This is a genomic window from Brucella ciceri (genome assembly GCF_041930145.1).
Classification (GTDB): domain Bacteria; phylum Pseudomonadota; class Alphaproteobacteria; order Rhizobiales; family Rhizobiaceae; genus Brucella; species Brucella intermedia.
The window spans coordinates 1-12,704 of the sequence record NZ_JBHEEV010000008.1; the positions used below are offsets into that span (position 1 = coordinate 1).

The following is a 12,704-nucleotide window of genomic DNA, read 5'->3' on the forward strand; positions in this document are numbered from 1 at the left end:
GCATGACAGCATGATGGCGCTCGGCGGAATGATCCCCATGATCAATATGATGCTTGGGGAGATAATCATCGGCGGGGGTGGCGCAGGCTTCTACGGCATAGTCCTCTTCGTCGTCGTCGCCATTTTCGTAGCTGGCCTGATGGTTGGGCGAACTCCCGAATATCTCGGCAAAAAAATCGAAGCCAAGGAGGTGAAGATGGCGATGCTGGCCGTCCTTTGCCTGCCGTTGTCCATTCTTGGATTCACGGCCATTGCTTCGGTCCTACCGACAGGTCTGGCGTCAATCGCCAACCCCGGCCCGCATGGCTTCTCGGAAATCCTCTACGCCTATACCTCAGGGACAGCGAATAATGGTTCTGCCTTTGGTGGATTATCCGGCAATACGCCGTGGTACAACATCACGATCGGTCTCGCCATGTTGATGGGAAGGTTTCTCGTCATCATTCCGGCTCTCGCAATCGCCGGTTCGCTTGTCGCCAAGAAAGCCGCTCCGCAATCCGCCGGTACCTTCCCGACAACAGGCCCGCTTTTCGTCGGCTTGCTGATTGGCGTCATTCTCGTAGTCGGTGGCTTGATTTTCTTCCCCGCGCTGGCGCTCGGGCCCGTCGCCGAGCACTTCGCAATGATCAAGGGACAAATGTTCTGATGCTGCGCCCCTCAAACTGCATCCTCTCTATCCTTCTGGCAACGACCGCCATCCTTCTCGCGGTTCAGCTTGCCGGGTTGATCTGAGATTTTCCGAAACGGAAACGTAATTTACTGGAGCCTCCTTTATGAGCCAGTCCAAATCCGCGAGCATTCTCGATGCCCGCATCCTTTTACCCGCCATCGGCGATGCCTTCCGCAAGCTCAACCCGAGGAGCCTTGCACGCAATCCGGTAATGTTTGTGGTTGCAGTCGTTTCACTGTTGAGCACGTTGCTTCTCCTGAAGGACGTTGCCACCAGCAATCCCGATGCCAGCTTCTCGTTCCAGATCGTTCTCTGGCTATGGTTCACGGTTCTGTTTGCGAATTTTGCTGAAGCCGTCGCCGAAGGACGTGGAAAGGCGCAGGCGGACTCCCTGCGCCGCACACGAACAGAAACGCAGGCCAAACTTCTGGATAGTCCGGAAAGCCAAAGCTGGAAGAATGTACCGGGGACCAGTCTGAAGGTGGGTGATGTGGTTCTGGTGGAAGCCAGTGACATTATTCCCTCGGATGGCGAAGTCATCGAAGGCGTGGCCTCCGTTAACGAAGCGGCCATCACCGGGGAATCCGCACCGGTCATTCGCGAGTCCGGCGGCGACCGCTCCGCCGTCACCGGTGGAACACAGGTCCTGTCCGACTGGATCAAGGTCCGCATCACTGCCGCGCAGGGTTCAACCTTCATCGACAAGATGATCAGCCTGGTGGAAGGTGCCGAACGTCAGAAGACGCCGAATGAGATCGCACTCAACATTCTGCTTGCAGGCATGACGCTGATATTCGTTCTGGCCGTTGTGACAATCCCGAGTTTTGCGACCTATGCAGGCGGTTATGTTCCGGTCACAGTGCTGGTTGCACTGTTTGTAACACTCATCCCGACTACAATCGGCGCCTTGCTTTCCGCTATTGGCATTGCGGGCATGGATCGTCTCGTTCGGTTCAACGTGCTTGCCATGTCTGGTCGTGCCGTAGAGGCCGCAGGGGACGTCGACACGCTTCTTCTCGACAAGACCGGAACGATCACCCTCGGCAATCGTCAGGCGACTGCTTTTGTACCTGTCAGCGGCGTAACCGCGCAAAACTTGGCCGACGCGGCACAGTTGGCTTCGCTTGCCGATGAGACACCGGAAGGTCGCTCTATCGTCGTTCTTGCCAAGGAAAAATACGGCCTGCGTGGGCGCGACATGCAGAGCCTTCACGCTCATTTTGTACCGTTCACCGCACAAAGCCGCATGAGCGGGGTAGATGTTGAAGGTTCTGTCATTCGCAAAGGTGCGGTGGATGCGGTGCTCGCCTATGTGGAGCAGAGCAGCCGCGTTGATCAAGGCACCCTGTCCGGACTGCAATCCATCGCTGATACGATCGCCAAGGCGGGCGGCACACCGCTTGCTGTCGCCAAGGATGGTCAACTCCTTGGTGTCGTGCATCTGAAGGACATCGTCAAAGGCGGCATCCGTGAACGCTTCGCGGAACTGCGCCGGATGGGTATTCGTACAGTCATGATTACCGGTGATAACCCGATGACCGCAGCAGCCATCGCCGCCGAAGCCGGGGTGGACGACTTTCTGGCGCAGGCAACGCCTGAAAACAAACTGTCTTTGATCCGCGAGGAACAGTCCAAGGGCAAACTTGTTGCAATGTGCGGCGATGGCACCAATGATGCCCCTGCCCTTGCGCAAGCTGATGTAGGCGTGGCCATGAACACCGGCACGGTTGCCGCGCGTGAAGCAGGCAATATGGTCGACCTCGACAGTGATCCCACGAAACTCATCGAAATTGTTGAGATCGGCAAGCAATTGCTGATGACGCGGGGGGCACTGACCACATTCTCCATCGCCAATGACATTGCGAAGTACTTTGCAATCATTCCGGCGATGTTTCTGGCCTTTTATCCGCAGTTGGGCGCGCTCAACATTATGGGATTGGCTTCTCCACAGAGTGCCATTTTGTCGGCCATCATCTTCAATGCCCTGATCATTGTGGCCCTGATCCCGCTTTCGTTGAGAGGCGTCACCTATAAGCCGGTCGGCGCAGGCGCTCTCCTTTCGCGTAATCTTTTAATCTACGGACTCGGCGGTGTCGTCGTGCCGTTCGTGGGCATCAAGGCCATCGATCTGGCGATTATCACCCTTGGCCTCGTATAAGGATAAGCAAAAATGCTGAAACAACTTCGTCCAGCGCTTGTCATGATCGTGTCGCTTACCGTTATAACCGGATTACTCTATCCGCTCGGCATGACCGGCATCGCCCAAGCGATCTTTCCGGCGAAAGCCAGTGGCAGCCTTATCGAAAAGGACGGCACAATCATCGGCTCCCAATTGATCGGCCAGAATTTTACCAGCGATCGGTATTTTCACGGTCGGCCATCTGCCGCAGGAAAAGACGGTTACGATGCCGCAAGCTCCGGTGGTTCCAATCTGGGCCCAACCAATCCAAAGCTCATTGAGCGGATTAAAGCGAACGCCGCGGCCCTTGCGCACCAAGAAGGCTCTACAGAACCACCGATTGACCTCGTGACAACATCTGCAAGCGGTCTTGATCCGCATATCTCCCCGGAGGCAGCCTTCTATCAGGTGCCTCGCGTTGCAAAGGCACGCGGGATTGATGAAGCCGCATTGCGCCGGATTGTAGAGCAACAGATCGAACCTCGTGAACTTGGATTCCTCGGGGAGCCGGTGGTCAATGTTCTCGAGCTGAACCTTGTTCTGGACAGGGACGAAACCAAGTAGAATAACTCGGGCGGCAAGATTTGCCGCCCTTTCCTGTTAGGAGCCTTGTTTGACATCGGACCCGCTTCGTTTCGGCGAAAACAGACCCTCCCCGGATGCTCTGCTTGAACAGGCGGAACGCGAGACGCGTGGCCGTCTGAAGATATTTCTCGGTGCTGCGCCAGGTGTCGGCAAGACCTATGAAATGCTGATGTCGGGCCGCGCGCGCAAAGCTGATGGAATAGATGTCGTCATCGGCATTGTCGAAACGCACGGACGAGCGGAGACTGAAGCCCTTACTGAAGGGCTTGAAATCATTCCTCGCGCGCGCGTTGCATATCGGGGTCATCAACTCGAAGAAATGGATATCGATGCGGTTCTGGCGCGCAAGCCGCAGCTGGTTCTGGTAGATGAACTTGCACATACGAATGCGCCCGGCAGCAGGCATCCCAAGCGGTATCAGGATGTAGAGGAAATTCTGGCGCGCGGTATCGACGTTTACACAACGCTCAATATCCAGCACGTCGAAAGCCTGAATGATGTTGTGGCGCAGATCACCCGTATTCGCGTGCGTGAAACTGTGCCCGACAGCATAATCGACCGTGCCGACGACATCGAACTGATTGATCTCACCCCCGGAGATCTCATTAAACGGCTCAATGAAGGCAAGATCTACCTTCCCAAGACAGCGAAACGGGCGATCCGCAATTATTTTTCCCCCGGCAACCTGACAGCGTTACGCGAACTGGCGCTGCGCCGCACCGCCCAACGTGTAGACGAACAGCTTCTCAGCCATATGCGCGCTCATGCGATAGAAGGGCCCTGGGCGGCAAGCGATCGCATATTGGTCGCCGTCGATGACAGTCCGCGCAGTGTATCGCTTGTTCGCTATGCCCGTCGGCTTGCAGATCGCCTTCGCGCCCCATGGGCCGCAATCCATATCGAAACCGCCCGTTCTGCGGGGCTCGCCGATGAAGCAAAGGACAGGCTTGCAACGGCGTTGAGGCTTGCCGAACAGCTTGGCGGGGAAACGATCACCATTCCGGGCCAGTCAGTAGCCGAAGACATTGTTCGCTACGCTTCAGCTCACAACTTCACTCAGATCGTAGCCGGAAAGTCCATAAAGTCGCGTTGGCGCGAGATGATTGACGGGTCCGTCGCGCGCGAGCTTGTCCGGCTTTCCGGTGCTATCGATATTCATATAACAGCCGGGGTCGAGCACGAAAATGGGAGCGCCAGCCGCAAGATAAACACCGCCCGGCACAACACACCGCCCGATGTAACGCCCTATCTGATCGGCATGGCAATGACCGGCGTAGCCCTTGTTGTCGGGCTGTTGCTCGATCAGTTTTTGGATGTGCGCAGCATAGCGCTGGTATTCGTTGTTGGCGTTCTTGGTGTCGCAGTCACCCTCGGTCTTTGGCCTGCGCTTTTTGCATCCGTAATCAGCGCATTCGCCTATAACTTCTTTTTTCTCTCGCCACTTTACACGCTTTCAATCGCCGATCCCGAAAGTGTCGTAGCGTTGGTTTTCTTCCTGTTTGTGAGCGTTATCGCCAGCAATCTGGCAAGTCGCGTCCAAAGGCAGGCCGCGGCTGCGCGACAACGCGCGCGCATGACGGAAGATCTGTATCTCTTCAGTAAAAAGCTGGCAGGAACAGGTTCAATTGATGATGTGCTCTGGGCAACGGCATTCCAGATCGCATCCATGCTCAAGGTAAGGGTCGTAATTCTGCTTCCCGACGTTAACAGCATTGCTGTCAGGGCCGGTTATCCGCCAGATGATACTCTGGACGATGCTGATATAGCTGCCGCGCACTGGACCTGGGAGCATGACTTGCCGGCAGGCCGCGGCGCCAATACGCTGCCGGGTGCAAAGCGGCTCTATCTGCCTCTCAAAACTGCACGAACGTCCGTTGGCGTTATCGGTCTCGATAATGATCGTGTGGGCCCAATTCTCACGCCTGAGCAACAGCGTCTCTTCGAAGCTCTGGCCGATCAGGCAGCAATTGCCATCGAACGCGTTCAGCTTGTTGGCGATGTAGAGCGGGCAAAACTGGCCGCCGAAGCTGACAAGCTGCGTTCGGCATTGCTCACCTCCATCTCGCACGATCTGAAGACCCCTTTGGCTGCCATTCTCGGAGCCGCGACGACACTGCGCGACTATTCCGCATCTTTGCCGGACGCCGACCGATCAGAGCTTGTTGCAACCGTCGTGGATCAATCTGAACGCTTGAACCGCTTCATCGCCAATCTCCTTGATATGACCCGCATCGAAGCCGGTGCGATGAAGCCTAATCTCTCGCTTCATTTTGTTGGAGACCTGATCGGGGCTGCACTCAATCGTGCATCCAGGATACTCGCCTGCCATCAGGTCAACGTCGCGGTTCCAGTCAATCTGCCGATGGTCCACCTTGACGCCGTCCTGTTTGAGCAGGCTTTATTCAATCTGTTCGACAACGCCGCAAAATACGCTCCGGAGAATTCGCCCATTACGGTTAAAGCTCACGCGGATACATCCAACATAACGCTGGAAATCTCGGATCGAGGCCCAGGGATTCCTCATGACGATCTGGAGCATGTGTTCGATACGTTCTATCGTGTGCGTAAAGGAGATCACGTTCAGGCTGGCACCGGACTGGGTCTTCCTATCGCACGCGGTTTCATCGAGGCGATGGGAGGCTCCATCCGGGCAGGTAACCAACAAGAAGGTACTGGCGCTGTATTTACGGTCACCTTGCCCATTCCCGCTGATGAAGTTGACAGGGATTCATGAACGATCCGAAGCTCAAGATTCTAGTTGTCGATGACGAACCAGCCATCCGCAAATTGCTGCGGGTCGGACTGACAACAGAAGGCTATACCGTTGTCGAAGCTGCAGATGGCAGCCAAGCTGACGAACGCATTGCAATGGATAAGCCCGACATCGTGGTGCTCGATCTGGGCCTTCCTGATACCGACGGCCATACTCTGCTCCAACGCTGGAGAGAGAACGGAATAAGCTTGCCAATTCTCATCCTCTCGAGCCGCACCGATGAAGCCGGGATTGTCCGCGCCCTTGAAGAAGGGGCAGATGACTACATCCCGAAACCTTTCGGAATGAAGGAGCTTGCCGCTCGTCTTCGGGTCGCCTTGCGGCATCGACTACAACAGCAGGGACAAAAGCCGCTTTTCCAATGTGGTGGTCTGACCGTCGATCTCGTGCGCCGCATTGTAAAACTGAACGGCGAAGAAATTAAGCTGTCGCCAAAAGAATATGATATCCTGAGCTTGCTCGTACAGCATGCAGGGAAAGTGCTGACTCACCATTTCATCTTAAGCCAGGTCTGGGGACCGGCGGCTGACGTGCAATATCTTCGCATCTATGTCCGCCAGCTACGGCAGAAGATTGAAAAATCGCCGGATCAGCCGCATTATATCCTGACCGAAACAGGCGTCGGTTACAGGCTGCGCGAAGCCGATCCCGCTCTTTGAGGCAACCGGAACCAAGGCTTCGCGAAAGCGTTGTTTGACAAATAGCCAAGGTGACGGAGGCGAGCGTGGTCGAGTTGGTCAACAATATTGAGAATTTGGAATTTATTATCGCCAAGGCTCGGGAATATGATGTTCAGGTTCCCGCTACCGATGAAGACTCCGGATCCAACGCCAGCGATGACAACGAAGTTGATATTCTCGATGCCTCGCTGACCAATCCCACTCGAAAGGAACTTTTTGCGGCTATTCGTTCTCTTAACATAGACGAACGACAGGAACTGCTGGCGCTGATGTGGGTAGGACGGGGTGATTTCAGCGTCGACGAATGGGACGAAGCCCTGTCAACCGCTGCCGACCGCGATAATGGTCGGGAGGCCAAGTATCTTATCGGCACACCACTTCTCGGAGATTATCTTGAGGAAGGGCTGGCCGCTTTGGGCGTCGAGATTGAGGCTTACGATAATGAATAAGAAAAATTGATGCTTCCATGCAGCCTTCTGTTTTGACGCTGCAATGTCCGGGTATTAGTGTCAAAACACAAACCGGGTCCGCTTGAAACGACCCGGGACATTAAGCGCGACGGACGACGGCACGATGCTTCAGAAAAACCTCATTCAGAAAACAGACTTCTATATCGATGGCGCATGGCGCGCTCCGGTAGAGGCCAAGTCCATTGAGGTCATTAATCCCGCTAACGAGAAGCCTTATGCCGTAATCTCTGCAGGCTCTGCGAAAGACATTGATCTGGCGGTCGCAGCTGCCCGCAAGGCATTCCCGTCCTGGAGCGAAACTTCTGCCGCGGACCGCATCGGTTATATTCGACGGCTCGTGGAAATTTATGAAGCTCGTCTTGAGGAAATGGCCAAGGCGATCTCGCTGGAAATGGGAGCGCCAATCACGCTTGCGCGGGAATCGCAGGCTGCGGCAGGCCTTTCGCATACCAAAGCCTTCATCGCAGCATTCGAGAATTTCGAGTTCGAAGAGCTTCTTTCTCCGAAATTTCCGAACCAGACGATAGTGCGCGAACCGATTGGCGTTTGCGGCCTCATCACGCCCTGGAACTGGCCAATGAACCAGATCGCGCTAAAAGTTATCCCTGCGCTAGCTGTCGGCTGCACCGTCATACTGAAGCCATCCGAGATTGCCCCCATGTCGGCCATGCTCTTCGCCGAGTTTGTGGATGAGGCTGGTTTCCCGCAAGGTGTGTTCAATCTCGTCAATGGCGAAGGTGCTGTCGTTGGTGAGGCCCTGTCGCAGCATCCGGATGTCGACATGATGTCGTTTACCGGCTCGACGCGCGCAGGCACAGCGGTCTCTCGAGCTGCAGCAGCAACGGTGAAGCGGGTTTCGCTTGAACTTGGCGGCAAGTCGCCGAATATCGTTTTCGCCGATGCCGACCTCGAAAAGACCATTGCCCGCAGCCTTGCCCATTGTTTCGAAAATACCGGCCAGTCCTGCAATGCGCCGACGCGCATGCTGGTCGAACGTTCGGTTTACGACAAAGCGGTCGAACTCGCCAGGAAGGTGGCGGAAGGCACGAAGGTTGGTGACCCGGCAGAAGAAGGCGATCATATTGGCCCGCTTTCCTCTTCGATCCAGTTCGAGAAAGTGCAGAAACTGATCCAGAAGGGCATCGACGAAGGTGCTCGGCTTGTGGCTGGTGGAACGGGGCGTCCCGATGGATTCACCGAAGGGGACTTCGTCAAACCAACCGTCTTTGCCGATGTGAATAATGACATGACGATTGCCCGCGAAGAAATCTTCGGACCGGTGCTGGCTATGATCCCCTTCGATACGGAAGAAGAAGCCATCGCCATTGCCAATGACACGCCTTACGGACTTGCAGCCTATATCCAGACCGGCAGCCCGGAACGGGCGAAACGCGTGGCTCGAAAGTTGCGTGCCGGCATGGTGCAGATCAATGGCACCTCCCGCGCGCCGGGCAGCCCGTTCGGAGGCTACAAGCAGTCGGGTAATGGTCGCGAAGGCGGCAAATGGGGGCTGGAAGACTTCATGGAAGTCAAGCTCATCAGCGGCTGAACTTCCAATATAGCAATAAAAAGCGCCGCTTAGCGGCGCTTTTTATTGCAAATCAGGGTTTCTTCATAACGCGGATACGCTGCTCTCCACCAATATTAATCAATTGCGTAGGAGGTGGTATCTTATGAACGTCATGCGTGCCGAAGCTGTCTGGGTAAAACGCATAACCGGCAGGCGGTTGCGGCGGGTTTCGATCGTCAATCAGTCGACCGCCCGTCAATTCGGTCATCGGGTCAGGAATGGCCGAAATCAGCCGCCGGGTATAAGGGTGGGTTGGATTCGAGAAAATCCGATCCCACGGACCACTTTCGACAATCTGCCCGAAATACATGACCGCCACCCGGTCGCTCATATGCTCCACGACGCTCAGGTCGTGGCTGATCATGATGTAGGAAAGGCCAAGCCGCTCCTTCAGCTCCAGGAGCAGATTGATGATCTGCGCCCGGATCGAGACATCAAGGGCCGAAACGGGCTCATCGAGCACGATGACTTTCGGATTAAGTAACAGCGCTCGTGCGATCCCTATACGCTGGCGTTGACCACCGGAAAATTCGTGCGGAAAACGCCTCGCCTGCTCGGGTTTCAAACCAACGAGACGTAGGATCTCTTCAATGCGACCGTCGATTTCGCTACGCGATTTCACGCCGTGAAGTCGCAAAGGTGCAGCGAGCGACGTGTACACCGTCTGGCGAGGATTGAGTGAAGCAAACGGATCTTGAAAGACCATCTGCGCCATCTTCGACCGTTCCAGACGGGAAGGTTCATTCTTGCCTGTGATCGGACGTCCTTCAAAATAGATCTGCCCACTGGTCGGTCTCTGCAAGCCGACTATGGAGAGGGCCAGTGTGGACTTACCGCAACCAGACTCCCCTACAATCGAAAGGCACTCGCCTTTGTTAAGCGTCAGGCTGAGATTGTTGACGGCGCGCAGCAATTGCTTGGAACGACTGAAAATTCCACCGCTCACCGGGAAGTAAACGCAGACATCATCGATGCGAACCAAAGGTTCTGCCAGTTTGGTTGAATGTAGATCATTCATGATGGAAGCACCTCACCACACCGGCATCCTCAAGCGGCGTCCAGCCCGGCTTTTGCGCACGGCAAACATCGGTCGCACGCGTGCAACGCGGCTCGAACCGGCAGCCTTTTGGAAAAGCGGAAATCGATGGCACGACACCCTCGATTTCCTGAAGCCGTAGCTGGCCTTCCGTCTGGCGCGATCCAAGCTGCGGCAGGGACGCCAGAAGACCATGCGCGTAAGGATGTGCCGGATGATGAAACAGATCCGCCGTTACACGCTCCTCGACCAGATGCCCGGCATACATGACACCCACGCGACGACACATTTTCGCAATGACCCCAAGATCATGGCTGATCATCAGAACGGAAGTCCCTCGCGCCGTGCAAAGTTCCTGCATAAGACGCAGAATTTCTGCCTGAACGGTCACGTCAAGCGCGGTCGTGGGTTCATCGGCGATCAGCAGATCGGGATTGCATGCAAGGGCGATCGCGATCATCACACGCTGGCGCATGCCGCCAGACATCTGATGCGGATAGTTCTTCACACGCTGCTCTGGTGCGGGCACCTGAACGCTGGCAAGTGCTTCAATCGCCTTGCGTTCTGCCTCATGCCAGGTTGCCCCCTGATGCAGCACGAACATTTCCGCAATCTGTCTTCCCACTGGTGACAGGGGATTAAGGGCGGTCATCGGTTCCTGAAAAATCATCGCGATACGATTGCCACGCAGCTTTCGCACTTCGCGCGACGACATGGCTCGCAGGTCCTGTCCTTTGAAGCGGATCGCGCCTCCGGTAATTGACAGCGGCTTACGCAACAGCCCGATCATGGACAGCGCGGTGATGCTCTTTCCGCAGCCGGACTCGCCCACCAGACCAAAGGTCTCGCCAGCGGCGATTGTGAACGATACATCCTCGACCACGTTATGTTTGCTTGAACCGGAAACGATATCGATGCGAAGATTTTCGACTTCTAGAAGTGGTTGTTCGCTCATACTTTGCGCGTCCTCATATGCGGGTCGAGCCAGTCACGAAGACCATCGCCGAACAGATTGAGTCCGAGTACCGTGAGGAAGATAGCCAGGCCCGGAAACACCGCAGCCCAAGGCGCGTTCACAATCAGCTCTCGCGCATCGGTGAGCATGTTCCCCCAGCTTGGATCGGGGGGGCTGATACCGAGACCAAGGTAGGAAAGAGCTGCTTCCGCAAGGATAGCATCGCCCATTCCAAGAGTGCCGATAACAAGGATAGGGCCGATCATGTTCGGCACAATCTGCGTGATCATGATGCGGACATCGCTATAACCGAGCATCTTGGCGGCCTGAACATATCCCTGTTTCTTGAGAGAAAGGGTTGAGCTGCGCGCGATCCGGCAGGTCCAGGACCAGTTCGTCAAACCCAGAGCAAGCAGAAGGCTCGGCAAACCGGGACCGAGGACAGCCATGATTGCCAGAGCAAAGATGAGCGACGGTATCGCCAGCATCAGATTTGTCAGACCGTTGACGAGATCGTCCCACCATCCGCCGAAATAGCCCGCGGAAATGCCAAAACACAAACCAATGACAGTGTTGATGCACTGCGAGACGACGCCGACGGTCAGTGACACCTGCGCGCCATAGAGGATTCGCGAAAAGACATCGCGCCCCTGTGCATCGGTACCAAACCAGAATTGTGTGTCAGGCGGAAGTTCGGCGTTCATCAAATCGGCATCAAGGACCGGGTTATAGTGGGCCAGCAGCGGTGCAAAAATCGCCGCCGCCGCGATGACGATGCATATGAAACCGCCGAATACGAGATTGAAACGGAGCTTCATGGGCTTACTCGTGGCTTATACGCGGGTCGATAACCGCGTAGAGGATGTCAACGATCGTATTGATAACCAGAAACCACAACACGATTACGAGAATTGCCCCCTGCACGACGGGGATGTCGCGCAGCGAAACGCTATCAATCAGCAAGGAACCAAGACCCGGCCACGAGAAAAGTTTCTCCACCACCACGGCCTGCCCCATCATCGATCCGAACTGCAGGCCGATAGTCGTGATGATCAGCACCAGCGCATTTCGCATGACATGCCATTTCACAAGCCGAAAGCTGCTCATGCCTTTGGAACGCGCTGTTCGAATGAAATCGGCACCCATCACTTCAAGCACGGCTGCTCGCGTCGTTCTTGCCAACAGTGCAAGGGGCGCGACACCCAGAGTGAGCGCCGGGAGGATAATATTTCTGATGCCGCCGTCGCCATAACCGAAGCTCGGCAGCCATCCGAGCGTCAATGCAAAGAGATACATGGCGAGCAGACCCAACCAGAATTGCGGCAAGGAAAGACCCGAAACCGCTCCTATCATGGTCACGCTGTCAAGAATGCTTCCGGGTTTCAACGCTGCGAGAAATCCGAGCGGCACCCCGATCAGGATAGCAAGTCCCATCGCGGCAAAAGCGAGCTTCAGCGTGGGCCACATTCGCTCCTGAATAAGCGAGATAACCGGCTGCCTTGAACGATAAGAAGTCCCTAGATCGAACTGCGCCAACTGAACGAGATAGTTACCGAAACGCACATGAACAGGCTTGTCGAGCCCGAATTCCTGGGTGATCTTCTCGACCATTTTCGGATCGTTCATGCCCTTGCCATTGGCGATAAGGCCGGAAGCGATGCTACCTGGAACCACGCTGAAGATAACGAAAATCAACAACGATACCGCCACGACCGTCGGTATCATCTGTAGGACGCGCCGGAAAATAAAATAGAGCACACGGTCCTCCTTTCGGATCAGCGCCGAT

General features: G+C 55.7%; 11 protein-coding genes. 7 read left to right on the plus strand and 4 right to left on the minus strand.

All coding sequences use genetic code 11. The annotated features are described in order from the left end of the window. The 7 genes from JNC63_RS15980 to JNC63_RS16010 all read left to right on the plus strand — a co-directional run. Positions 1-646, plus strand: a 646-nt coding sequence (locus JNC63_RS15980) for a potassium-transporting ATPase subunit KdpA (RefSeq protein ID WP_374846482.1), incomplete at its 5' end; no start/stop codon positions are given. Positions 647-773: 127 nt separating this feature from the next. Then, positions 774-2,828: a potassium-transporting ATPase subunit KdpB gene (gene kdpB / locus JNC63_RS15985; RefSeq protein WP_006469031.1), complete on the plus strand. Its 2,055-nt coding sequence runs from the start codon at positions 774-776 to the stop codon at positions 2,826-2,828. A gap of 12 nt (positions 2,829-2,840) precedes the next feature. Next, positions 2,841-3,413, plus strand: a complete 573-nt coding sequence (kdpC, locus tag JNC63_RS15990) for a potassium-transporting ATPase subunit KdpC (RefSeq protein ID WP_006469032.1) — start codon at positions 2,841-2,843, stop codon at positions 3,411-3,413. A gap of 49 nt (positions 3,414-3,462) precedes the next feature. Next, complete coding sequence (locus JNC63_RS15995) at positions 3,463-6,168, plus strand: DUF4118 domain-containing protein (RefSeq protein WP_006469033.1); 2,706 nt, start codon at positions 3,463-3,465, stop codon at positions 6,166-6,168. Further along, entirely contained in the window at positions 6,165-6,866 is a 702-nt protein-coding gene (locus tag JNC63_RS16000) for a response regulator transcription factor (protein WP_006469034.1), read from the plus strand. The genes JNC63_RS15995 and JNC63_RS16000 overlap by 4 nt, the downstream gene beginning before the upstream one ends. 65 nt (positions 6,867-6,931) lie before the next feature. After that, positions 6,932-7,336, plus strand: a complete 405-nt coding sequence (locus JNC63_RS16005) for a DUF3775 domain-containing protein (RefSeq protein ID WP_006473150.1) — start codon at positions 6,932-6,934, stop codon at positions 7,334-7,336. A gap of 124 nt (positions 7,337-7,460) precedes the next feature. Beyond that, the gene (locus JNC63_RS16010) at positions 7,461-8,906 is read left to right on the plus strand and encodes an aldehyde dehydrogenase family protein (RefSeq protein ID WP_006473151.1); all 1,446 of its coding nucleotides are present in this window, start codon (positions 7,461-7,463) and stop codon (positions 8,904-8,906) included. Positions 8,907-8,958: 52 nt separating this feature from the next. Here JNC63_RS16010 and JNC63_RS16015 read toward each other — a convergent pair whose 3' ends face one another. Genes JNC63_RS16015 through JNC63_RS16030 form a run of 4 tightly spaced genes read right to left on the minus strand, consistent with a single transcriptional unit; the run spans position 8,959 to position 12,676 of the window. Beyond that, a complete protein-coding gene (locus JNC63_RS16015) occupies positions 8,959-9,945 on the minus strand; it encodes an ABC transporter ATP-binding protein (RefSeq protein ID WP_006469037.1) in 987 nt (328 codons plus the stop codon). Beyond that, on the minus strand, positions 9,938-10,918 hold the full coding sequence (locus JNC63_RS16020) for an ABC transporter ATP-binding protein (protein ID WP_021587267.1): 981 nt from the start codon (positions 10,916-10,918) through the stop codon (positions 9,938-9,940). Before JNC63_RS16020 ends, JNC63_RS16015 begins: the two co-directional genes overlap by 8 nt. Then, positions 10,915-11,736 (minus strand): ABC transporter permease, encoded by an 822-nt coding sequence (locus JNC63_RS16025; protein ID WP_006469039.1) that lies wholly within the window; start codon positions 11,734-11,736, stop codon positions 10,915-10,917. The genes JNC63_RS16020 and JNC63_RS16025 overlap by 4 nt, the downstream gene beginning before the upstream one ends. Before the next feature lie 4 nt (positions 11,737-11,740). After that, on the minus strand, positions 11,741-12,676 hold the full coding sequence (locus JNC63_RS16030; RefSeq protein ID WP_006469040.1) for an ABC transporter permease: 936 nt from the start codon (positions 12,674-12,676) through the stop codon (positions 11,741-11,743). Between the last annotated feature and the right edge of the window lie 28 nt (positions 12,677-12,704).

What these genes read in the sequence shown, in the direction of transcription:
- kdpB (WP_006469031.1), top strand. Translation starts at nt 774, where the DNA reads ATGAGCCAGTCCAAATCCGCGAGCATTCTCGATGCCCGCATCCTTTTA.
- kdpC (WP_006469032.1), top strand. Translation starts at nt 2,841, where the DNA reads ATGCTGAAACAACTTCGTCCAGCGCTTGTCATGATCGTGTCGCTTACC.
- JNC63_RS16000 (WP_006469034.1), top strand. Translation starts at nt 6,165, where the DNA reads ATGAACGATCCGAAGCTCAAGATTCTAGTTGTCGATGACGAACCAGCC.
- JNC63_RS16010 (WP_006473151.1), top strand. Translation starts at nt 7,461, where the DNA reads ATGCTTCAGAAAAACCTCATTCAGAAAACAGACTTCTATATCGATGGC.
- JNC63_RS16015 (WP_006469037.1), bottom strand. Translation starts at nt 9,945, where the DNA reads ATGAATGATCTACATTCAACCAAACTGGCAGAACCTTTGGTTCGCATC.
- JNC63_RS16020 (WP_021587267.1), bottom strand. Translation starts at nt 10,918, where the DNA reads ATGAGCGAACAACCACTTCTAGAAGTCGAAAATCTTCGCATCGATATC.
- JNC63_RS16025 (WP_006469039.1), bottom strand. Translation starts at nt 11,736, where the DNA reads ATGAAGCTCCGTTTCAATCTCGTATTCGGCGGTTTCATATGCATCGTC.